The organism is Streptomyces sp. NPDC026575, from assembly GCF_055567415.1.
The window spans coordinates 67,308-86,968 of record NZ_JBVHQM010000013.1 but is presented as its reverse complement, the minus strand read 5'-3'; the positions used below and the strand labels follow the sequence as shown (position 1 = coordinate 86,968).

General features: G+C 68.7%; 15 protein-coding genes and 4 pseudogenes. 10 read left to right on the top strand and 9 right to left on the bottom strand.

Annotation, left to right across the window (positions count from 1 at the left end):
- Nucleotides 1-2,262, bottom strand: a complete 2,262-nt coding sequence (locus tag ACZ4NB_RS19665) for a serine/threonine-protein kinase (protein WP_467663327.1) — start codon at nucleotides 2,260-2,262, stop codon at nucleotides 1-3.
- 234 nt (nucleotides 2,263-2,496) lie between these two features.
- Entirely contained in the window at nucleotides 2,497-3,447 is a 951-nt protein-coding gene (locus ACZ4NB_RS19660) for a LysR family transcriptional regulator (protein ID WP_467663117.1), read from the bottom strand.
- A 116-nt stretch (nucleotides 3,448-3,563) separates the two neighbouring features.
- Here ACZ4NB_RS19660 and ACZ4NB_RS19655 point away from each other — a divergent pair, with 116 nt between their 5' ends.
- Both ACZ4NB_RS19655 and ACZ4NB_RS19650 read left to right on the top strand, forming a co-directional pair.
- Nucleotides 3,564-4,376: an inositol monophosphatase family protein gene (locus tag ACZ4NB_RS19655; RefSeq protein WP_467663115.1), complete on the top strand. Its 813-nt coding sequence runs from the start codon at nucleotides 3,564-3,566 to the stop codon at nucleotides 4,374-4,376.
- A gap of 6 nt (nucleotides 4,377-4,382) precedes the next feature.
- Nucleotides 4,383-5,069, top strand: a complete 687-nt coding sequence (locus tag ACZ4NB_RS19650) for an NADPH-dependent F420 reductase (protein WP_467663325.1) — start codon at nucleotides 4,383-4,385, stop codon at nucleotides 5,067-5,069.
- A gap of 286 nt (nucleotides 5,070-5,355) precedes the next feature.
- On the opposite strand, the gene ACZ4NB_RS19645 is transcribed toward ACZ4NB_RS19650, so the two are convergent.
- Nucleotides 5,356-5,883 carry a TetR/AcrR family transcriptional regulator gene (locus ACZ4NB_RS19645; protein WP_467663113.1) on the bottom strand — a complete coding sequence of 176 codons (528 nt, stop codon included), beginning with the start codon at nucleotides 5,881-5,883 and terminating at the stop codon, nucleotides 5,356-5,358.
- Here ACZ4NB_RS19645 and ACZ4NB_RS19640 point away from each other — a divergent pair.
- Nucleotides 5,807-6,596 (top strand): annotated as a pseudogene (locus ACZ4NB_RS19640) (alpha/beta hydrolase family protein). The gene ACZ4NB_RS19645 and the pseudogene ACZ4NB_RS19640 overlap by 77 nt on opposite strands.
- Here ACZ4NB_RS19640 and ACZ4NB_RS19635 read toward each other — a convergent pair.
- Nucleotides 6,493-7,026 carry a winged helix-turn-helix transcriptional regulator gene (locus ACZ4NB_RS19635; RefSeq protein WP_467663111.1) on the bottom strand — a complete coding sequence of 178 codons (534 nt, stop codon included), beginning with the start codon at nucleotides 7,024-7,026 and terminating at the stop codon, nucleotides 6,493-6,495. The pseudogene ACZ4NB_RS19640 and the gene ACZ4NB_RS19635 sit on opposite strands and share 104 nt — an antisense overlap.
- Before the next feature lie 164 nt (nucleotides 7,027-7,190).
- On the opposite strand from ACZ4NB_RS19635, the gene ACZ4NB_RS19630 reads away from it, so the two are divergent.
- Nucleotides 7,191-7,550, top strand: a complete 360-nt coding sequence (locus ACZ4NB_RS19630; protein WP_467663109.1) for a nuclear transport factor 2 family protein — start codon at nucleotides 7,191-7,193, stop codon at nucleotides 7,548-7,550.
- Between the two features lie 56 nt (nucleotides 7,551-7,606).
- Nucleotides 7,607-8,449 carry an SDR family NAD(P)-dependent oxidoreductase gene (locus ACZ4NB_RS19625; RefSeq protein WP_467663107.1) on the top strand — a complete coding sequence of 281 codons (843 nt, stop codon included), beginning with the start codon at nucleotides 7,607-7,609 and terminating at the stop codon, nucleotides 8,447-8,449.
- A gap of 103 nt (nucleotides 8,450-8,552) precedes the next feature.
- Here the strand turns inward: ACZ4NB_RS19625 and ACZ4NB_RS19620 are convergent.
- The 3 genes and pseudogenes from ACZ4NB_RS19620 to ACZ4NB_RS19610 all read right to left on the bottom strand — a co-directional run.
- Nucleotides 8,553-8,861: pseudogene (locus tag ACZ4NB_RS19620) on the bottom strand (hypothetical protein); the annotation flags it as partial.
- Nucleotides 8,862-9,169: 308 nt separating this feature from the next.
- Entirely contained in the window at nucleotides 9,170-9,775 is a 606-nt protein-coding gene (locus tag ACZ4NB_RS19615) for a TetR/AcrR family transcriptional regulator (RefSeq protein WP_467663105.1), read from the bottom strand.
- Between the two features lie 334 nt (nucleotides 9,776-10,109).
- Entirely contained in the window at nucleotides 10,110-11,297 is a 1,188-nt protein-coding gene (locus ACZ4NB_RS19610) for a glycosyltransferase (protein ID WP_467663104.1), read from the bottom strand.
- 996 nt (nucleotides 11,298-12,293) lie between these two features.
- Here ACZ4NB_RS19610 and ACZ4NB_RS19605 point away from each other — a divergent pair.
- From ACZ4NB_RS19605 to ACZ4NB_RS19595, 3 genes and pseudogenes are all read left to right on the top strand, one after another.
- Nucleotides 12,294-13,262 carry a replication-relaxation family protein gene (locus ACZ4NB_RS19605; protein ID WP_467663323.1) on the top strand — a complete coding sequence of 323 codons (969 nt, stop codon included), beginning with the start codon at nucleotides 12,294-12,296 and terminating at the stop codon, nucleotides 13,260-13,262.
- On the top strand, nucleotides 13,172-14,116 hold the full coding sequence (locus ACZ4NB_RS19600; protein WP_467663321.1) for a replication-relaxation family protein: 945 nt from the start codon (nucleotides 13,172-13,174) through the stop codon (nucleotides 14,114-14,116). Before ACZ4NB_RS19605 ends, ACZ4NB_RS19600 begins: the two co-directional genes overlap by 91 nt.
- A 235-nt stretch (nucleotides 14,117-14,351) precedes the next feature.
- Nucleotides 14,352-14,492, top strand: a pseudogene (locus ACZ4NB_RS19595) (flavin reductase family protein); the annotation flags it as partial.
- A 203-nt stretch (nucleotides 14,493-14,695) separates the two neighbouring features.
- Here the strand turns inward: ACZ4NB_RS19595 and ACZ4NB_RS19590 are convergent.
- Both ACZ4NB_RS19590 and ACZ4NB_RS19585 read right to left on the bottom strand, forming a co-directional pair.
- Entirely contained in the window at nucleotides 14,696-16,075 is a 1,380-nt protein-coding gene (locus tag ACZ4NB_RS19590; protein ID WP_467663102.1) for an IS1380 family transposase, read from the bottom strand.
- A gap of 727 nt (nucleotides 16,076-16,802) precedes the next feature.
- A pseudogene (locus ACZ4NB_RS19585) lies at nucleotides 16,803-17,890 on the bottom strand (IS1380 family transposase); the annotation flags it as partial.
- Between the two features lie 495 nt (nucleotides 17,891-18,385).
- On the opposite strand from ACZ4NB_RS19585, the gene ACZ4NB_RS19580 reads away from it, so the two are divergent.
- Together ACZ4NB_RS19580 and ACZ4NB_RS19575 are read left to right on the top strand one after the other, a co-directional pair.
- Complete coding sequence (locus ACZ4NB_RS19580) at nucleotides 18,386-18,751, top strand: hypothetical protein (protein ID WP_467663100.1); 366 nt, start codon at nucleotides 18,386-18,388, stop codon at nucleotides 18,749-18,751.
- Nucleotides 18,752-18,855: 104 nt separating this feature from the next.
- The gene (locus tag ACZ4NB_RS19575) at nucleotides 18,856-19,215 is read left to right on the top strand and encodes a hypothetical protein (protein WP_467663099.1); all 360 of its coding nucleotides are present in this window, start codon (nucleotides 18,856-18,858) and stop codon (nucleotides 19,213-19,215) included.
- Nucleotides 19,216-19,661 lie beyond the last annotated feature (446 nt).

The following is a 19,661-nucleotide window of genomic DNA, read 5'->3' as shown; positions in this document are numbered from 1 at the left end:
TCACCCCGACTTCGGCGGCTTCTGCGCGTCGAAGGCGAAGAGAGTGTTCTTGGCCGCGGCCACGATCACCGCACGCCCCGCAAGAGTCACCCGCGGGCTCACGTCCAGCTCGCCCGTCAACCCATCGGCCTGCGGATATGTGGTCCACAGAGGTTTGCCGTCGTTCGGCGAGAGTGCGACCACCCGGCCGGTGGCCGAGCTGAAATACAGTGCGCCGGCTCCCGCGACCGGACCCGACGCGCCCTCCACGCCAGTCTGCCGCGACCACTTCTTCCGGCCGGTCGCGGGGTCGAGTGCGGTGACGAGACCGGTCTGCCCGCTCACGTAGACGGTGCTGTCCGTCATGCCGGGCGTCCCGGTGTATGTCTTGGCCAGTCGGGAGTACGTGACCTTCCGCGAGGCCGTGTCGACCCGTGCCACCCCGTTGTAGCGGTCCAACTCCGTTCCTCCCAGGTGTACTTGCAGGAGGACGAGCCTGCCGTCGGCGATGCCCATCGGCACGGCGGGGCCGTTGATCGCGATGGGCCTGCCCAGTCTCCCCGACGCGCGGTCGACCGGGCGCAGGGTGGGGTGGCGCACCGCGAAGGCATTCACCTCCGCATGCGTCGCGCACATCGCGACGAGCTGGGGGCCCACCGGGACGGGTGAGCACTGCGTTCCCGCGGGGAATGGCGACGTCCATGTGACCTGACCGCTGTGCGCGTTGCGGGCCTCGAAGCGGGAGTTGGAGGCGTCGACCGTCACGACGTCGGAGCCGACCACAACGGCGTCCTGGGCCCGACCCATGACGGCCGTCGACTGTCCGCCGGACGGCACGGACCACAGCTCCCGGCCGCTGTCCGCGTCGATGGCCACCACCTCGCTGGGAGGGTCCTGCGGGGCGTCCTGGGCGGCGAAGCGGTAACCGAGCACCGTGTCGTCGGTGGCGCCCACCAGGTGCATGCCGTGGACGGGGACGCCGGGGCTCTTCGCCGTCCACACCCGCGAGCCGTCCCTGGCCCTGATACGGGTCGCGACAACACTGCCGCCCCCGCAGAACAGCGCGTCGCCGTGCGCGACGCACCGCAGCTCGTCGGGTATGTCCTCGCGACCGCCCGGCACGGTCTTGTGCCACGGCTTGAAGCCGTCCGGAAGTGCGGCACCCGGGGCCGCAAGGTTGTGGCCCTTGTCGCCGCCGCCGTTCCCCCCGAAGCCGCCCGCCGTCAGTGCGGCGACTCCGCCGCAGATCGCTGCCACCGTGACCGCGACCGCGGCCGCGAGCACGGGACGCCATCGGCGACGCGGTCGGCGGCCGATGGGGGTGTCGGCGCTCCCCGTATCGGGACCGGCCGGGACGGTGGTCGGGGCGCTGGTCGGGGCAGTCGGTGCCGGGGTGGCCGGCGTCGCGACGTGGTGCTGGGTGATCATGTCGCGGGTGCGGCCCGCGTCGACTCCCCACGCGTCGGTCTGGCCGAGGTCGGCCGGCAGGTCCCGTAGCAGCACGAGGAGTTCGTCCGCCGAGGGGCGCCCGTTGGGCTCCTTGGCCAGGCACGACTCGACGACCGCGCGCAAGGCCACCGGCACGTCCTCCAGCGACGGCTCCCCGTGCACCACCTGATATGCGGCGATGTACGGGCTGTCCGCGTCGAAGGGCCCGTGGCCCGTCGCTGCGTACGCAACCAGCGTCCCCAGCGAGAAGACGTCGGACCGCGGCCCCACATCGCGCGGCGCCTGCAACTGCTCCGGCGACATGAAGGGCGGCGTACCGATGACCCGCCCTGTGATCGTCAGCGTCTGCTGGTCCACGGCGCGCGAGATGCCGAAGTCGATGACGCGTGGACCCTCGGGCGAGAGCACGACGTTCGAGGGCTTCAGGTCACGGTGGACGACCCCCACCCGATGGATGTCCCGCAGCGCCTCCGCCAGCCCAATGGCGAGCCTCCTCAGTTCCGCTCCGCCCAGCGGGCCCTTCGTGGCTATGCGCCGGGAGAGCGTGTGCCCCTGGATGTAGGTGGTCGCCATCCACGGCTGCTCGGCCTCGGGGGCGGCGTCGACCACGGCGGCGGTGAACGCGCCGCTCACCCGTCTCGCTGCCGCCACCTCCCGCCGGAAGCGGATACGGAACTCGTCGTCCGCCGCGAACTGCGGGTGGATCAGTTTGACCGCGACCGGTCGCCCTGAACTCGTACGGGCCAGAAAGACCGTGCCCATGCCACCCGAACCGAGCCGGGCCTCAAGTGGATAACCACCGATCTCGGCTGGATCACCTTCGCGCAGCGACACTCTTCCCGACCTCCCGTCCCCCGTGCACCTCTGCCACCACGGACCTGCGTACCAGTCCTGCACACAAACTAGCCGCTCCAGCGCCTGCGCCTGGCATTCCCCCCGCTCCGTCAGTTTCCGCAGCACCTCCACGAAGTGCTGCGACTTCTCCACGGCGATCCGCGCGCGGGCGGCGCGGGGGATCATCGCCGCCTCGGGGCCGGCCCGCCCCGTCCTGGTCGCCCGGCGTATCCGTCACTGCCCGGTCCGGTTGGTGAGGGGCTGTTGTGAGGCGGTCGGTGGTGCAAAGAGTGCTTGGACGGTTTCGGTGGCCAGGTCTCGTAGCCAGGTGTGGGCGCGGTCGTCGTCGTAGCGCTGGTGCCACAGCAGGTACAGGGGGACCTCGGGCAAGGGCAGTGGCAGTGGCAGCGCCAGTGTGGTCAGGCCGAGTTGGTGCCGGGCCGCGCGGGTGACCGCGTCGGGAAGGGTCACCACCAGGTCGCTGTCGAGGGCGAGTTGCAGAGCGAAGGCGGCCGTGGGCCCGGCGGCGACGACGCGCCGATCGAGGCCGCGGGTGGTCAGGGCGTCGTCGATCGGGTCGCGCAGGCTTCCGCGTCGCGAAACGGTGAGGTGTTCGGCGGCTGCGTAGCGCTCGGTGCTCAGCGGGCCTTCGGTGAGGGGGTGGCCCGGTCGGACGGCGACGACCAGCCGATCCCTGCCGACGAGGCGGTGGCGGATGTCGGGGAGCGTCGGAGTGCTGGAGCTCGATTCGAGGTCGACCTCACCCCGGCGCAGCTCGGCGTCGTCCGTCCCGGGTTCGGCCGACAGGCGCAGTCGGACGCCGGGGGCCTGGTGGTGGACGGCGGTGATCAGGGCGGTGCCGCAGGCGGCAGCCAGGGCGTCGTGCCAGCGCAGGGTGAACACCCGGTCCAGAGCTGTCAGGTCGAGTTCCGCTTGCGTGGACAGAAGGTGGTGGGCTTGCTGTACGAGGGCGTGGACCTGGGCGCGCATGGCCAGTGCGCGGGTGGTGGGAACCATGCTGCGGCCGGTGCGGACCAGGATCTGGTCACCGGTGGCCTTGCGGATACGGCCCAGGGAGCGGCTCATCGCCGGTGCGGTGACGTGGAGGCGTGCTGCGGCGCCGGCGACGCTGCCCTCTTCCAGTAGTGCGTCCAGGGCCGTGAGCAGGTTCAGATCCAGTTGCATGCGAGTAATTCTATAGCTGAATAGCATGCACTTGTTGTTAATGGTCGGGAGACCTACCTTCGAAGTGCAGGCGCGAGACGAGCCGCCCGCACACATCGAACTCAGGGAGCCCAACCATGAGCACAGCCATGCCTTTCGCCACCGGCACGACGCTCCTGCCCGAGGTGACCGCCGCGGTGAAGACCGCAGGGCTCACCCTGCGCGACCGCCACACCCCGCACGCCCGGGGCGTGACTCTGGAGGAGGTCGTCGCTGAGATCCTCGCCAACGACGACGCGGTGCTGGACGTGCTGCGGGAGCCGCTGCTGCGGGCCCGGCGGGGATCGCAGTGGGCCGAGGACGAGCTGGCCGGCGGTGCGCTCCCGTCGGGGGAGTGGTGGGTCGTCGACCCCGCCGAGGGCAACATCAACCACGTTCACGGCATGGAGGACTGGGCCGTGACCGCCACCCTGGTCCGCGACAACCAGCCGGTGCTCACCGTCGTCCACCTGCCACTGACCGGCGACACCTACACCGCTGTCGCCGGCGGCGGTGCCCGCCTCAACGACCGGCCCCTGAAGGTGTCCGCCAAGACCGATCTGGGCGCCGCGCTCGTCGGCACCGGCCAGGCCAGGCCCGGCGAGGACGAGCGCACCTTCCGGCGGATCGGTGACTCGGTCACCGCCATGCTCATCAACGGCCTGGTCGTGCGCGTCTCCGTTCCCGCCACGATGCAGCTCATCCACGTCGCGGCCGGACGCACGGACGCCTTCTGGCAGTTCTCCGACGTTCGCTCCGGTCTGGTCGCCGGTGCACTGCTGGCCTCCGAGGCCGGAGGCACCGTCACCGACCTGGCGGGCGAGCCCTGGCACACGGGCAGCCGCGACTTCCTGGCCGCCGCCCCCGGCATCCACACCGCCGCTCTCAAGGTCCTGTCGCCGATCGCCTGACCGGACATTTCCGCTCCACCCACCTCACACCGCAAGGAGCATCACCCCATGACCAGCATCGGCATCCTGGGCGCCGGCCGCGTCGGCGCCAACCTCGCCGGCAAGCTCTCCGCAGCCGGACACCGTGTCACCCTCGGCGTCCGGAAACCGGAAGAGACCGCAACCCTTGCCGCCGGCATCGCCCCGCAGATTGCCTTCGCCGACCAGCGCACCACCGCCCGCACCGCGGACATCGTGATCAACGCGACGCCCGGCCACACCTCTCTGGACCGCCTGGCCGACCTGCGCACCGAGCTCTCCGGAAAACTCCTCGTCGATGTCTCCAACGCCACCCGCGACGCCGATGACGGCCTGCCCGGCGCCCTGTGCTATCCGGGCAGTAGCCTCGCCGAGCAACTCCAGGCCGCCCTCCCTGACACCCATGTGGTCAAGACCCTCAACACCATGCTGTTCATGGTCATGACCGCTCCCGAAACCCTGGCCACCCCACCGACCGCCTACCTCTCGGGCGATGACCAGAACGCGAAGAAGACCGTCACCGGCCTGCTCGGCGACCTGGGCTGGCAGCCCGCATGGATCGAGGACCTCGGCGGCATCACCACGGCCCGCGCCACCGAGGCCATGATCCTCGTGGTTCCCCACATCCTGCGCCGACACGGCTTCAAGCCCTTCGCCGTCTCCCTCGCCAGCTGACCCATCAGGACCCGAGCACCGCGCGTACCCGATGCGGATGTCCGCGCCCGGCAGGTCCGGGTCGATCGGCGCCGGGGGCGGGGTGCCCGGCCGCCACGGCCGGCCCCGGGCCCGCGGTCGGCCGGGGAGGGCTGTTGAGGGTCCGTCATGGGGCCGGATTTTCGGACAATGCAAGTCTCACAAGGGAGCCCGTCCCGTTCTTGAGTGAGAACGGGTTCTGCGAACGAATCCGGGATCGGCGCGGGTCCGGCGGCTCGTTATTGATCTTGCTCGCGCAAAGGACCGTCTATGAGAGCCGCAGCCCCTGAAGGAGCAGTTCGATCAGCCTTCGAGGGTCGTAGCGGGGGTCGCTGTCGCGTCCGATGCAGAGGTTGCCGATGCCCCGCATGAGTTCGTAGGGCTGCATGCCGGGCCTGATCTCGCCGGCGCCGACGGCGGCGTCGAGCAACTGGGCGCAGACGGGCATCAAGCGGTCGAGGAAGTGGGTGTGCAGCGCGGCGAAGCGGTCACTGTCGGACTGGAGGGCGTCGGCAAGTCCGTGCTTGGTGACCAGGAAGTCGGTGAAGAGGTCGACCCACTGGCGCAGCGCGTCGAACGGGGAGGTGGCATCGGCCAGCGGCTTCGGGCCGGCTTCGGCGCAGGCCTCGATCTGATGGCGATAGACGGCGGTGACCAGGTCCGCCCGGGTGGGGAAGTGGCGGTAGAGCGTCCCCAGCCCGACGCCCGCCCGGGCCGCGATCTGGCGAATCGGTGCGTCGATCCCCGAGGTCACGAACACCTCCGCGGCGGTGACCGGGAGCGAGCTGCCGGTCATCCTCCTCTCGCACGGTCTCGGCTTCTCCAACAATCTCTCTTCGCTGAACGGCTACGCCCCGCTCGCGAACTTCTGGGCCGCACGTGGCTTCGTCGTCATCCAGCCCACTCACCTGGACTCCAGGACGCTGAGCCTGGACTCCGACGCCCCCGGTGCCGCCGCGCACTGGCGCACCCGGGCCGAGGACATGACGCGCGTCCTCGACCAGCTCGACGTGATCGAGGACGCCGTCCCGCAGCTCGCCGGGCGTCTTGCTCGCCGCGCCCGGCCGGGGCGGTGGCGCCCTCACCGAGTTCACGGTCGAGAACTACTCCTTCTTCCTGACCACTGACTTCTCCACGATGACGACGCCCGCGCTCGTGGTCGCCGGCGACAAGGACGACTCCGCCTTCCTGACGGTCAGCGGCCCGGACTGGCACACCGACCCCTACGTCCTCTCCCCAGGCCCCAAGTCCCTGCTCACCCTGTTCGACGCGGAGCACGGACTCGGAGGGGTCTCCGGATACGACGTCGCCGAAACCACGGACGAGAACCCCGAGCGGGTCGCCGCCCTCGCCCATCTCGCCTGGGCCTACCTGCGCAGCGAGCTCTACTCGGCAGGCGGAGCGGTTACGGCGCGCCCGGCTCAGGGTCGGCGCTTCGTGATCGCCGCTGCCGATCGAGTTCGGCATAGCGCGCGCGCATCGCCGCGCCGGCCGCCGGCCCAGCGCTGAACACGTACGCGTCATTGTCGTCGAGGCTCTTCCCGGTGCGAGCATCGACCACGACCGGCTCCGCTTCCTGGCCGGTCTCGGCGTCGACGAGGATCATGGATCGGTCCTGCGGGGCCAGGTGCCGGTTTCCCCAGGCGGCCAAGGCGACGATCACGGGGCGCAGGGAGTGCCCGCGCTCGGTGAGGACGTACTCGTGGCGGACGGGGTTCGTCTGGTAGGGCCGCCGCTCCAGCAGGCCGTCGGCGACCAGGGCCTTCAACCGTGCCGTGAGCATGCTGGTGGAGATGCCCAGGCTCTGCTGGAACTGGTCGAAGCGCGTATAGCCGTCGAAGGCGTCATGGAGGATCAGCAGCGTCCACCACTCGCCGACGTGCTGCACCGTGGTCGACAGTGGGCACTCACGATCCTCCAGCCGGATCCGGCTCGGCATGGCACCCTCCCGAGTTACTGCTAAAGTGAAAGTAACTTGCTTCTATTTTAGCAGTTGCCAAGGGCGTGCTTCGTACGGCCGCGCGGAACAGCCCGGACACCACATCCGGCCCCCGCCGCCGGGCGCCCGGCCGCGGCGGCATCCAGCGCATCTGTGAGGCAGACATGACCGAACGCACCGACCCCGTCGACGTCGCCGACCTGCCGGAGGCCGTCACACGCTACCTACGGGCCCACGACGCGAAAGACGTCGCCACCGCCGTGGACACGCTCGCACCCGAGGCCACCGTCACCGACGACGGCCGTACCTACCGCGGCGCGGCCGCCATCCGCGGCTGGCTGGAGCAGACCAGCATCCAGTACACCTACACCGCCACGCTCGTCGGAGCCGAGCGACACGGCCCTGACCGGTACACCGCAGTCCAGCACCTCGAAGGCGACTTCCCCGGCGGGCAGGTTGACCTGCGCTACCGCTTCGTCCTCGACGGGCAGAGACGGATCAGCCGGCTCGTCATCGCCCCCTGACGACCCCGGCCCGTCACGGAGTTCATCGGGCCGCCACCAAAGGATCGCGAGGAAAAATGAAGACCTGGTTCATCACCGGCGGGACTCCGGGCGGTTTCGGCCCGGCCTACGCCGACGTCGCGCTGGAGCGCGGCGACAACGTCGCCCTGACCGCCCGCCGCCCGCACCTGCTCGACGACTGGGCCGGCCGCCACGGTGACAGAGCGCTCGTCCTACCGCTCGACGTCACCGACACGAGGCAGATCCATGATGCCGTCCGTGCGGCCGAGGAACGCTTCGGAGGCATCGACGTCCTGGTCAACAACGCGGGCCGGGGCTGGTACGGCTCCATCGAAGGCACGGCCGACACCGACCTCCGGCGGTCCTTCGAACTGAACTTCTTCTCCGTCACCGAACTCCTGCGCGCAGTCCTCCCGGGTATGCGAGCCCGTGGCGCCGGATGGATCATCAACATGTCCTCGGTCGCCGGCCTGCGGGGCGTGCCCGGCTTCGGCTACTACAGCGCCGCGAAGTTCGCCGTCGAGGGCCTCACCGAGGTGCTGCGGCACGAAGTAGCCCCCTTCGGCATCAACGTCCTGGCCGTCGAACCCGGCGCCTTCCGCACCCGCGCGTACTCCGCCTTCGCCGACGAACCCGTGTCCGAGACAGTTGACGCCTATCTCCCGTTCGTCGAGTCCGTCCGCGCCTCCATGGTCGACCAGGACGGCCGACAGCCCGGCGATCCCCATCGAGGAGTGCGGGCCGTCGTCAGCGCAATGGAGCAGGACACCCCTCCCCACCGGCTGGTTCTGGGCGCATCCGGCTACGACACCGTCCACGGCCAGCTGGAAGACATGCTCGAAGAGCTGCGCGCCTACGAGACCACCTCGCGCGGCGCGGACTTCCCTCCCCTGCCGTAGTCCAGCGTGTAGAGGCTGTCGCGCGGAGTGCCGCCTACGACCATCGAGCCGATCCCGGCGACCTGGTCGTTGACAGCATTGAGCCAGGTCACGCCGCGTTTGCCGCGTCCGGCCCCCGGGTGAGCTGGGCCAGGTGCTCGTCGGCGTCCTCGGTCAGGGACAGGCCCGCCAGCACGTCCGCGCGCATCGCCTCCCACCGCGGGCCGTCCAGCAGCCGGGCGCGCGGGTCGGCCCACCGGTTGGACGGGTAGGCGAACACGTCGCGCCGGTTCAGGACGCGGTGCAGCTGCTCCAGCACGCACACCACGTACGCGTCGCGGTCGACCGCGCCCTGAGGCAGCTTGGCGTTGGAGAACACCGCGCGCTTCCACATCGCCGGCACCAGCTCGGCGTCGACCTCGCGGGGCAGCAGCATCACCACCAGCGACACCGAGCCGAACGGGTGACGGGGCAAGGGGCTCAACAACCCAAGATCATCTCGTGGCGGGTTTCCGGCGTATCCGGGTCATGCCCCGCCTTGGCTCGGCCGGCTCAACCCGACTCGGGTAACTCGGCCTCACCGCAGGCTGGTTGACGGTGAAGTGTCGCATCAGAGCCGCGCCGGGCCGAGTCGCGGGCATCGATGCTGTCGCGACGGACGGGCGTCTCATCCGCGTGCGGAGTCGAGAGCCTCGTCACGAGCTGGACGAGTGGGTTTGGCCGAGACGGGGCCCGGGGAGCTCACGCCTCCGGAGCGACGAGACTGCGCAGCAGGGGAGTGGCGATCCGTACGATGTCCTCCACGTCCGCCTCGGCCAGGTCGGGCATGCGCAGCAGAAAGCGCTGGGCGGCGATGCCCATCATGATCGCGCTGAACAATGCGGCCCGCAGCCGTGCGTCGGGGGCCTCGATGGTCCCGGCGATGTGATCGGTGACCTCGGTGGTGAGATGTCGGCGCAGCAGCTCTGCGGCTTCGTCGCTCGTCATGCTGGTCCGTAGGAGCACGGCCATGGGGCTGTCCGGATCCGCCGCCCAGGTGCCCAGCATGCCGCGCAGGCGGTTCTCCACGGTCTGGCCGGGGTCGCTGGTGGTGAGCTCGTCATGGGGGATCTGCCATCGGACGGCCTCGCGGAACAGGTCCTGCTTGCTGCCGAAGTACTGGATCACGGAGGACTTGTCCACGTCGGCTTCGGTGGCAATGGCGCGGATGGTGGCGCGCTCGTAGCCGACCTCCGCGAACTTCCGCCGTGCGGCCGTCAGGATGCGTCGACGTGTGCGCTCTCCCTTGCGCTCGCCCAGGGCTGGCGCCCGGCCCGAGCCTACGGAACCCGATTCTTCGCCCAACACCACTGAACCGGAATCCTTCCCCGGGCCCGCTGCACCGGGCGTCCGCTGTGCGCCCTCTCCGGGCGGCACAGGTGTCACTGCATCCGCGCAGGTCAAAGTCGGTCTCCTCTCCGGTGTCGGCCCTGATGCTACAAGCACCTCCGCACGGCGCCAGAGCCTCGGACGGACGACGGATCACAGAGGGGCCCCTGGGGGAGAAGCCGACGCGGCTGCACGGACAAGGGGCGGACTCAGCACCGCCGCGCTCCAGCCAGTGGAGTCCCACGGTCGGAGCGCGGCGGAACGGTTCGGCGAACCGTTGACGAGGGTGATGTGCGGGCGACAGCCGTCCGGCTCAGGTGGCCAGGGCCGCCGCGTCCGCCACCAGTTGGCCGAGGTCCGGCAGCGCGTGGGTCCGGCGCTGGAGCCCTTGGGCACGGGACCGGTAGGAGCGGTCCTCCAGTACGTTGTGCACCGCTGCCGCCAGCGCCTCGCGCGTGGCGTCCTGGGCGTCGATCCGCGTTCCGACGCCCAACTGCTGCAGTCGACTGGCGTTGTGCGACTGCTCGGCGAACAACGGCACGGCCACCATGGGGACTCCGTATGTCAGCGCCTCCCGGGTTCCATTGAAACCGGCATGCGTGAGGAACAGATCGCTGGACCGGAGCAGCAGCTCCTGCTGGACGAACGATGTCAGATGGACGTTGTCGGGGCGCGCACCGCCCCACTGCTGTGGGTCACGCTCGGCCCCCAAGGCCACGACACCGGTGACCGGCAGGTCTCCGAGCGCCTCGATGATGGTCTCCAGCAGTGCGAGGGCTCCGCCGGGGAGACGGGGGGCGTTCGAACCGAGGGTGGCGAGGACGAGCGGCCGCTCCGTGGGGAGTTGGGCGATTTCCGGGTCAAGGCCACCCGCGGTCGTCTGGGCGGGGACCTGGTAGTAGCGGGCGCTGGGCAGTCGGCTGTCCGCGGGGTAGAAGTCCTCCGGAACGACTCCGGCGCGGAAGGCGCGGAACGGGTGCCAGGGGTCGCTGACCGGCGCCAGACCGAGCTTCTCCCGCTGCCGGTTCAGCTCCTTCTGCACGGCGGGATGGGCGTAAGGAGCCATCGGCGCGATGTCCAGAACGCCATGGGGTATGCCTAGGCTCTCTGCCGCCAGATAGCCGCCGTACTCGGTCGACTCGTGGAGGATCAGGTCCGGCTGCCAGTCCCTCGCCACGTCCAGAAGGTCGTGGACGCTGGACCCGGCGAGATGCCCGACGAAGGCCGCTGCGAAGAACTCCGGCGCCATCTCGACCGTCGCGGAGCCGACCTTGTCCATGCCCGGCGGGGGCTGGATCTTACCGCCCTGCAGGGCTTCCCCCATCGACTGGAGACGGGGCAGCGTCAGCGCGGTGAGCCCGCGCTTCTCGATGTGCTGGACAACGCCGGCCCCAGTGGCGACGGCCACTTCATGGCCCGCCTCTCGGGCTCGTTCCGCCACTGGCAGAACCAGCGGCGCGAGGTGTGAATAGATTGCCTGTGCGGTGATGAGGATGCGCATGATGCTCGCTCTCCACGATGCGGTGCAGACCCCAAGTTGTGGGCCCCACCGCGGACTTCACGGCCGAATTCTCAAAAATAAACGCTTGTTGAGAATCTATCATTCGCCGTCAGGGTTGCTCCCCACGCCCCGACATCGGCCCGTGTTTGTGGGGGCTCGATTCTGGGGCAGCAAGCCACTGCCCCGGTGGCGGCCGCGGCCAGCGGCGGGCTGGCGAACGCATGGTCGGGAAGGCCGGCCGGGGCGAGGAGCAGGGACCGATGTCGCCATGGTGGAGGCGACTCACCACCTGATCGAGGCAACCGCCAAGATCGCCGTCGAGCTTCAGCACGGCATGCGGGAGCGCGCCTTGCCCACGGCCCCGGTCCGCGGCCGGGCAACGCAGCCTCGCCTCGGGGCAGTCTCGCCGAATCCGGCCCCGGGCGATCCGGATCGACACAGCCACCCCACGCACTATGCATGGGATCTGTCCCGGATGAGGCGCTCCACCGTCTGGCTGTCGTGACGATGCCTTGCACGCACACGCATGGGGCGCACCGGTGATCCTTTGGCGGTCGGCAAGCCGTTACGTGGTGCGCGCACTACCCACCATTGGTGCGCACCTGGTGCCGCACCGGCCGGTGCTGGGTGCGTACCGAGGGCCTGGCCCACGCCGGTGGCCCACAGCTGCCGGAGGACATCGGCGATGTCCTCGCGTTCTTCGGTAAGGATCTGCGGGGCAAAGCCGTGGACGGTGCTGGCCACGCCAACTGCAGCGTCTGGCCCTGCCTGCTCCCAGGTGCGCAGGGTGTTCACGAAGACCTGCCCGAGAGCCTCCAGGACGAAGGCGTCCACGCATGGCATATCCGCGTCCAGGCTGGGAAACGCGGTGAACGGGACGACGACGAGCTCGGCGACTTCTGCGAGCAGTGCGGGAATCCGCGACTCGGGTCTGGCGGCCCCGCAGCGGTTTCGGTGTCACGGTCCTGCGCCGCCCGGAATTAGGTGAAGGCGCCGATGGTTGCGTCAAGGTCGTTTGAAGCCTCGGGACGCCCGCCCTGTGTCGGTGGTAAGCGCTGTGGTGAGGGGGGCGGTTGGAGCTGCTCATGTGGATTGGCCCCTACGGTGTGTCCTACGCCGTTCCCTATGGAATCCCCTACGCCGCGCTGCCGGGGCGCGGCAATTAAATCCGCAGGTCAGGACCTTTACCAAAGGGCTGTCTCCGCTTCGACATCCTCCTTTCCCTCTCCCTGTCAGAGGTGGGTGTTATTTGTGGGTGATGAGCGTGGGTCGGGGCGTCGGCTTTCGGGGCGTGCTCGGGCCGCGGGGCCGGGAGAGCGCACCAGCCGCCGGGCGGCCGGTGCGGGAGGGAGAGAGATGGGTGGGACAGCGCGACGGCCGTATGGATCGACGGCCAAGACCCGGCAGATGGTGCTGGCTGCGCTTGGGGTGGTGAAGGTAGCTACGGCCGACCAGATTCGGCAGTTGATGTGTCCGGGCACGGCCGGCGCGCAGACTGTGCGTAACGGCTGCCTCGACCTGGCCCGCGAGGGCCTGGTTGAGTCGGTGGGATCGACAGGCCGCATCAACTCGAACGGCAACCAGGTCACCGAGAAACTGTGGAACCTGACTGGCCCCGGCCTGAAGGCCGCAGCCACCTTGCTCGACCGGCCGGAGAAGGAGATGGGCGGCACCGCTCGCGGTGCGGCACGCGCGGGTGCCAAGCACGCTGTGAAGGTCACTGACACCATCGCAGCGTTCCTGCAGACCCCGCCCGAGCCCACCGCCGTGTACCCCGCAAACGCCTCCAGACGGCCGCCACAGCGCCCGTCAGCACCCCGTCAGACGACACTGCAAGGCCCGCTGCGCAGCAGCGTCCTGCCGGTGTCGGACGCATCGAGTCCTGGGCCACTGAGGTGGTGTTGCCGGTGGCCGGGACACAGACGACGCCCGCGAAAGGCAGCCCGCGCGCGGACGCTGTGCTGACCGCACCGGAACACCGCCTGCCGGTGCTGTTCGTAGAGGTCGACAACGGCACCGAGAATCCCGCGACCCTCGCCTCCAAGGTCAGCCGGTACCGCGACTTCTTCCGCCGTGATGTCAAACACCCCGCCCCCGGCCCCGACTGGCAGATAGACGCGCGCGTGCCGCTGTGGCAGTTGATGTTCGACCCCGCCAACGCGAACACCCGAGACGGCTACCAGGATGAACCGCACCCTCCGCCGGCCATCGTGTTCACCAAGAAGGTCGGCACTACCGCGATGAACAACCGCATCGGCCAAGTGATGCGCCTGGCCAAGATCCATTGGGAAGGCAGGTACCACCGCCGGAGTTCCTACGGGAACGAGGGGGAAGACGGCTACACCCGCTACGACGACGCCGTGCCGCTGCTGCTCACCACCCTCGACCGCCTCCAACAGTACGGGCCGCTGGGCGCGGTGTGGTGGCGTGCCGGCCACGACGCTTGGGAGACCCTCGTCGACGCCCTGCACAACCCCGACGACATGGCCGCTTACGAACGCCGTGAGGACGTACGGCGCAGGGAGAGGCAGCAGCGACGGGAGAGGGAGCAACGGGAGAAGGAGGCCAAGCGGGACCGCGACCTGGCGCGACGGGAGGCGGAGGAGCAGGCCCGTAAGAAGGCAGCTGCCAGGTCCAAGCCCACCTGCCAGCAATGTGGCGGCCCGCTGGAATCGACCACCTACCCCCGCGGTATCGAAGAGGAGGACGCGCCGCCGGCCGACGGACTGCACTGCGCGATCTGCCGCATCGACCTGGCTGAGTCCGCCACCCTCCTCGGCCGTTTCAAGAGATTCATCAACTACCACCCGGGTTGGTAGGCCGTAGCAGGCTGCCCTGCTGCCTGCACAGCAGGTGGTGCCTTAGCCCTTCGGGTTCGACTAGAGGCTTGCGCTCCAGGAAGTCCGCCGCAGCGGCCTACTCGTCGTCGAAATCTGAGATGCCTGCGCCGTCGTGACCGCTGCTGGCCAAGCTGTTCGCCAGGGAGGAGGTACCGGTGCCCCCACCGTGGATCCGCCCTAGGGTTCGTGGGCTTCCGTGTGGATACTGATCACCATGCGTACTGACTTTGATCCTGCTGCCATGTCCCGCGACGACTTCTACAAGCTGCTGACCTCGACGGTGGTGCCGCGGCCGATCGCCTGGGTGTCCACGGTCTCGGCGGACGGGACGCACAACCTCGCACCTGCGAAGTTCTGAGGAAAGTGGTACGGGGGATGGGACGTTAACCTCGATCGTTCATGAGTCCTCGTCGGTGTGCTAACGGGGACTCTGCGTTTGGGGGTGCGGTCTTTTCAGGGCCGGAGCACGTTGACGGCCCGGTTGTCGCGTCGGGTGGGCGCCGGGTTCCACTTTCCCGGTGTGGCGGTGCGGATCGTTGGGGCGGTTGAAGTGGCTGGTCAGCCTGGGCTCGGCAAGGCTTCGAGCCGGCCGATTGCCCGGGTGATCTCGTCGGTCCAGGGCCATCGGGTAGTGAAACGGAGCCAGCGGCGGCGGCCGGTGTTCACCAGTTGCGCGGCGGCGGAGAACAGCCGCAGGCGGAGCTTCTTGGGCTCCCAGCGGCGGGTCGTGCCGGTCAGGGCGAGCATCGGCATCCAGGCGAGGAGGTCGAGTGCGAGGGAGACGATCTCCAGCCAGATCCGGTTCTGTGCGGTGTCGTGCAGGGGCAGATTGCGCAGACCGGTGTCGCGGGCGCCTCGGATGCGGTCCTCGCAGCGTGCCCGCCTGCGGTGACGTAGTTCGAGGTCGGCGAGCTGGCCGCCCTTGCTGTTGGTCGCGAAGCAGGTCAGCCGCAGTCCGTCGAGGTCGGTGAAGCGCAACTGGGCTCCGGGATGCGGCCGTTCCTTGCGGACGATCAGTCTCATGCCCTTGGGCCAGGTGCTCAGGTCGGGCATGTCCGTGATCTCCGCGACCCAGGCCCCGGGCCGCTCGGTCCCTTCGGCGTCGTAGGCCGGCGTCCATGCCTTCTTCGGGATCTTCAGGACGGCCTGGTGGATGGTGTCAGTGATGGTCATTCCGACGGAATACGACAGCCACCGGCCCCGCTGGGACATCCAGTCGAGGAAGGCATGGGTGCCGCCAGCGGAGTCGGTACGGATCAGCGTCTGCCGCCCTCGCCGCAGGGCTCTGGGCAGTTGGGTCAGGGCGAGCCGGGTGGTTTCGATGTGATCGCTCGCGGTGTTGGAGCCCGCATTGCCGGGCCGCAGCAGGGCGGCCACCGGCTCCCCGGACCCGGCCTGGCCGTGGTCGACGAACGCGACGAGGGGATGATGGCCGAAGGTCTTCTTCCACGTCGCGGTGGCGTCCTGCTTCTCGGAGTGCGCAAGCACCAGCACGCCGTCGATGTCCACGATCACCTGCCCGTCGGCGGCCGGGCCGTTCGCCCCGGCCAACTCCCAGACCCGCTGGCGCACGTCGGCCCGAGCCGACCGGATCGCGGTGAGGGCCTTCGGTCCGGACGCGGCGAGAGCGTCGATGAGCCGGGAGACCGTCGGGTCGGATGCCACCGGGCCGAATACGTCGGCCTCGGCCCGCAGCATGGCGACATCGGCGAGGCAGTCCCCGCCCAGGGCCGTCGCGAGCGCGATATCCAACAGGACCTTGCCGGGGTCGTGCACCGCCCGCGGCTTGCGCCACGGCGCCATTGCCGCCGACATCGCACTGTCCAGGCCGGACTTGCGAACCATCTCGACCAACAGCACCCCTCCGGCCTGCGAGATGACCCCGCTGCCACCGTCCTCGACGCGGACACGCGGGTACCACCCGATACGCTTGCTCACCTGGAGAGTGCTTCCTTCCGTGCAGCCAACGGGACCCTAGACAAGTCCCATCGTTGCAGGTCAGAAGCACTCTCCGCTTATTTGATCAAGACATGGACGAGCACGCTCGTGAAGGCGAGAGGCTAGGGCGGGATCCGGGCTTTGTGATCGTTTGTGTCCGGGCCGGTATCGGCCGGAGCCCCAGTTCCTACCTGGGCAGGAGAGGCACCTCCGGCCGTTACCTCACTGTGACCATTCCTGGCCTGCCCTTGCAGACGGCCCGGGTGTAGAGCGCCACCGCAGTCCGCGTGCGAAGGGTCACGATTCCTTCACCTGAGAAGGCCCAGATGCAGGATGAGCGCACCCGTGCTTGCCTGGAGGTATGACATTCGACCCCACAGAGAAGGATTGTTATGGCTAACATCCGATTTGAGAACATTCACTGGGAGGGTACTCCGTCCACAGAGTTGAAGCCAGGGGAAAGTGCGGTCTTCTCTACCGGGATCCTTGTTGGGGGCCTCGGTGACAACATATCAATTAGTGCCACAGCTCATGCGGAACCGGGGAGCCTACAGGAGGTTTACGCTGTTGAGGTCCGGGACTTCCATGTTGTGACAAATCCTTTGCCCGGTGGCCTGAATTTGAATTTCTCAGTTCTCAATGCGCATCCCACCACGGTGGTGCAGAGGATGACGATTACGATTTGCATAATCACCGATTAGCCTCGATCTTTCATGACGAGCCGTCGGCGCGCATTGCGGATACGGTCCTCGGCGCGGGCTCGCTGGCGGTGCCCTAGTCCGAGTGCGGCGATCGGGACATCAGTGGTGTTGGTGGCGAAGCAGGTCAGCCGCAGTCCGTCGGCGTCGGTGAAGCGCAACTGGGCGCCTGGGTGGGGACGTTCCTTGCGGACGATCAGCCGTATCCCTCTCGGCCAGCCCTTCAGGACGTCACCGTCGAATTCGGCGGTCCAGGCGCCGTCGCGGATCTCGCCACCCGGTTCGACGGCGGGCGTCCAGGCGGAGGCGGGAACCTTCAGGACAGTCTGGTGGATGGCGTCGGTGATGGTCATCCCGACCGAGTACGACAGCCACCTCCCGCGTTTCGTGAGCCAGGCCACGAACTCGTGGGTGCCGCCGCCGGAGTCGGTGCGAATCAGGGTGGAGCGGCCTCGTCGATATCGCTTGGGAAGCTGGGCCAGGGCGAGCTGGGTGGCGGTGATGTGATCGGCGGCGGTGTTGCTGCCCGCGTTCCCGGGTCGCAACAGCGCGGCCACTGGCTCTCCGGTGCCGCCGCGTCCATGGTCGACGAAGCCCATCAGCGGATGATGTCCGTAGGTCTTCTTCCAGGTCGCGGCAGCGTCCTGCTTGTCGGAGTGGGCCAGGACGAGTACCCCGTCGATGTCCACGGTCACCTGTCCGGTGGCGTCCGGTGACGAGGTGCCGGCCAACTTCCAGGCCCGCTCCCGTACTTCAGCCCGCGCCGACCGGATCGCGGTCAGAGTCTTCGGTCCGTCCGCAGCGAGCTTGTCGATGAGCCGGGAGACGGTCGGGTCGGAGGCCACCGGCCCGGACACGGTCGGCTCGGCCCGCAGCATCGCGACATCCGCCAGGCAGTCCCCGCCCAGCGCGACCGCCAGGGCCACGTCCAGCAGGATCTTCCCGGATCATGCACCGCCCGTGGCCGCCGCCACGGCGCGAGCGCCGCCGATATCGCGGTGTCCAGGCCGCTCTTGCCGACCGTCTCGACCAGCAGCACCCCTCCGGCCTGGGAGACCACCGCCCGGCCACCGCCCTCGATGCGGACACGCCAATAGGACCCGATACGCTTCTTCACCTGAGGAGTGCTTCTTTCCACGCGACGACCTGGACCCTAGACAAGTCCCATCGTTGCAGGTCAGGAGCACTCTTCGCGTTTCCGGTCATGCATCGGACACCCAGCCACGTGAAAGCCCGAGGTTAATCCAGGTCAGAGAGCTCCGGCAATGTCTGGCGTCGGAGTTGAAGCGCTGGCACCATTCTCGACTTGGACGCAGGCTCCTTTTCTTCGCCTCGTTCCGAGACCTGCCTGCCCACAAGCCAGTAGGAGGCAAATGGGGCGCCGGATGGAGGCGGCTGTGCAGTCGTTCGCTCGTGTCAGACATTGCCGGAGGGTGTGAGAGGGGCCGGAGGTCTGGTCGGCCTCGCTCTTGGACGGCCATGAGCCGGCCGACCGCGAGGGCGCCCGTTGTAGCAGACGGTAGGCAACGCCGGGCCTTCGAGTGCGTCACGGCCGGCACGTGGACACACTGCCGTGAACTGAAAGGAGGTCGATGTACGGAAGTGCGATCTCATGGCGGACTGGATCGCCGAAGGAGCGGCCGAATGGGCCGGCGCGATGTACGCGTACGAGGGCGCGAACACGGTATCCCCCGGGACGGAATGGCCGGAGTGCTTCCACTCCTACACCCTCAACCCCCGGGATCGCGCACAGACCGTATGGGCCAGAAGCTACGACGCGGTGGGCTACTACGCTCAGCTGGACACCACCCTCGACGGCTACAACGAACCCTGGGCGACCATCGACGGGATGATGCACCAGGAGACCAACACGGAAGCTTTCGAACTGGCGGGCAACGCCGACAGAGACAAGGGCCGGAAATTCCTCACCGAATGGACCAGAGGTTTCGTCGGTGACGCCGCACTGGGCCGCGAATGACACACCACCGGACCCGGCCTAGGAGACCAGCTTCCGAAGAAACCCAAAAGGCTGGGATGAAGACGGGGACGATCAAAAACAGGCCGGCAGTCGAGAAGCGACAGGTGTCCATCGGCAGTGACGTCGAAGCGGTCCGCATCACCGTCAAAGGCCAAGGGGGGCTGTCCTGGCGAGGCGGCGGCCATAAGGCAGACGAAGTCGTCGACGCCCGCGAAGAGCAGACAGCGGGAGGCGGACTCGCCGGCACCTACGCCGGCCCTCAGCTCCATCTGCGCTTCGACCCGGTGGGTGACGACGAGGAGTACACGCTCACCGGCACCATCGAAGGCAGCCACGGCATGACCGCGCAGGGCTGCCAACAGGACTACGGGCCCGCGGTCGACCCGTCGGAGGCCCGGATCCGCCCGCTGAAGGCCCGCTACGAGGGCATCGCTGTCTACGTCTACAAACAGGGAAAACGGTGATACTTCCAGACGCATCGGGTCCTGGTCACCGTGGTCGACAAGGACACCGTGAAGATGTGCAGCGACGAGTCATCTCAGTGCCCCTTGTACCGACGCATCGAGCCCGACGAGACGCTCACCTGACACCAGGTCAGGTCCATTTCACCATTTTCGAGCGTAGGCCCGAGGTGTAGTTGGCCAGCGGCCTCTGCGAGAGTGCGCAGTGGCGACCCGGGCCGTAGGGGAGCGCTGTTCGCGACGTGCTCGGTTCCGGTGACTGGTTCGCGCGAAAGCCGTTCCGTTCCTTCGGGGCGTTGGTGCCGCCGGTCTTGAGGTGCCCGGCGCCGCCGCACCTCGCGGCTGGGGGCGGCATCGACCGCCGGCACCGGGGCGACGTTGGCCGGCTGCGGGCCCGGCCCGCAAGCATGCGCCATGCATCCAAGCATGCCGCCAATGCTCTAAAATGC

Coding starts and splice junctions, on each gene's coding strand:
- ACZ4NB_RS19660 (WP_467663117.1), bottom strand. CDS start 3,447: ATGCAACTGGATCTGAACCTGCTCACGGCCCTGGACGCACTACTGGAA.
- ACZ4NB_RS19655 (WP_467663115.1), top strand. CDS start 3,564: ATGAGCACAGCCATGCCTTTCGCCACCGGCACGACGCTCCTGCCCGAG.
- ACZ4NB_RS19645 (WP_467663113.1), bottom strand. CDS start 5,883: ATGACCGGCAGCTCGCTCCCGGTCACCGCCGCGGAGGTGTTCGTGACC.
- ACZ4NB_RS19635 (WP_467663111.1), bottom strand. CDS start 7,026: ATGCCGAGCCGGATCCGGCTGGAGGATCGTGAGTGCCCACTGTCGACC.
- ACZ4NB_RS19630 (WP_467663109.1), top strand. CDS start 7,191: ATGACCGAACGCACCGACCCCGTCGACGTCGCCGACCTGCCGGAGGCC.
- ACZ4NB_RS19625 (WP_467663107.1), top strand. CDS start 7,607: ATGAAGACCTGGTTCATCACCGGCGGGACTCCGGGCGGTTTCGGCCCG.
- ACZ4NB_RS19610 (WP_467663104.1), bottom strand. CDS start 11,297: ATGCGCATCCTCATCACCGCACAGGCAATCTATTCACACCTCGCGCCG.
- ACZ4NB_RS19605 (WP_467663323.1), top strand. CDS start 12,294: ATGGTTGCGTCAAGGTCGTTTGAAGCCTCGGGACGCCCGCCCTGTGTC.
- ACZ4NB_RS19580 (WP_467663100.1), top strand. CDS start 18,386: ATGGCGGACTGGATCGCCGAAGGAGCGGCCGAATGGGCCGGCGCGATG.